We start from the raw sequence: 1,572 nt of genomic DNA, 5'->3' as shown, positions 1-1,572 counted from the left end.
CGCGACGGCGGCCCCGGCGAGTGGACGGGCCAGGACGACTCCGACACCACCGACGCCTCCGAGGGCTCCGGCCGGCACCGCGCCCCGGACGTCTCCGCGACGCCCACCCCGTCCGGCATCCCGTCCTCGCCCAGCGTCCCCGAGGCCCCGCGCGAGGCCGTCGAGACCCCCGGCGCCTCCCAGTCGCCCGACGCGACCGACCTGCCGGCCCCCGGCCGCGAGTGGATCGCCGAGATCCCCGGCGACACGGAGGAGCGCGGCGAGGACCGCAAGGCCGGCGAGTCCGGCGACGCCGCGGCGGGCGACGGCAGTTATACCGTCCGACCGGGTGACACCCTCTCGGAAATTGCCAGAGAGCATTCGCTGACCGGTGGATGGTCCGAGTTGTACGACGGGAACAAGAAGTCACTCGGTAAGGACCCCGACAACATCAAGCCTGGTCAGGAACTCGAATTGAGTGGGAACTGAACCGGCGGAGAGTGAAGTCGGCGCGGATTAGTCATATTTGACGTAATCGGCTGACCGGGCTACCTGACGGACGGAAAACCGGGCGCGGCACTTTCCGAGGTCTTTGAATCGCACACCCCTATGTGCTTACCGTCACATTGCTCGCCAACGCGAGTCCCGGTGATCGCCTCACGCCGAATCCTGTCGGCGTTCACCCGGGCCACCTGTGCATGTAGCACCGCTGACAGGAGCGGGGGACCCACGGTAAGCGCCGCTCCGGTCCAACGAGAAGGCGGACCGGGCGGCTTGGGGTCAAGCCGCACGCTCGACGTACGGCCGGGCACTCACAGCCCGCACCCGACAGCTCACCTCGCAGGCGTCGGTGAGAAAAGAGCATCATGCTTCTTCCTGCCGGAACGGGTAAGCACCGCCGCCCCGCCGCACAGGCACGCCTTGGCACACAGTCCCGGATGGCCGTTCTCGTGGGCGCCACCGGAACCGCGATCGGACTGCCGGTGCTCGGCGCCCAAAACGCGGTCGCGGCGCCCATCGATACGTGGGAACGGGTAGCCGCGTGCGAGTCCGGAGGAAATTGGACGACGAATACCGGGAACGGCTATTTCGGCGGCGTCCAGTTCTCCCAGTCGAGCTGGGAGGCCGCCGGCGGCCGCAGCTACGCCCCGCGCGCCGACCTGGCGTCGAAGCAGCAGCAGATCGCCGTCGCCGAGCGGCTGCTGTCCATGCAGGGACCCGGAGCGTGGCCCAACTGCGGCCCGCGCGCGGGCCTGGCCGCGGGCAGTCCGGCGGCCGGTCAGATCGTCCCACCGGCGCCTCAGGAGGCGCCGCAGGCGGCACCGCAGCAACCGCAGACGGCCCCGGAGGCGCAGGAGCAGGCGCCTCAGGAGGCCCCCGAGGAGGCCCCGCAGGGCACCGAGGCGCGCGGTGCGAGCGAGCAGACGCAGCCCGAGTCCCGCACGGTCTTCCGCGGCTTCTACTACGAGGTCCGCGAGGGCGACACCCTCGACGACATCGCGCGGCGGCACGGCGCGGAGAGCTGGCAGCGGCTGTACGAGGACAACCAGTCGGTCGTCGGCGCGAACCCGGACCTGATCCGGCCGGGCCAGA

2 protein-coding genes and 1 riboswitch are annotated in these 1,572 nt (G+C 70.8%); both genes read left to right on the top strand.

Translation table 11 applies throughout. The annotated features are described in order from the left end of the window. Positions 1–468, top strand: a 468-nt coding sequence (locus tag H5J30_RS32255) for a LysM peptidoglycan-binding domain-containing protein (protein ID WP_181791184.1), incomplete at its 5' end; no start/stop codon positions are given. A 208-nt stretch (positions 469–676) separates the two neighbouring features. After that, positions 677–841: riboswitch (cyclic di-AMP (ydaO/yuaA leader) on the top strand. Between the two features lie 76 nt (positions 842–917). Then, on the top strand, positions 918–1,572 hold a 655-nt coding region (locus tag H5J30_RS32250), incomplete at its 3' end, for a LysM peptidoglycan-binding domain-containing protein (protein WP_181791183.1).

Origin of the sequence: Streptomyces phytophilus, from assembly GCF_013870535.1 — a bacterium.
Lineage (GTDB): Bacteria > Actinomycetota > Actinomycetes > Streptomycetales > Streptomycetaceae > Streptomyces > Streptomyces phytophilus.
The sequence above is the reverse complement of the archived record's forward strand: the minus strand, read 5'-3'. Positions and strand labels throughout refer to the sequence as shown.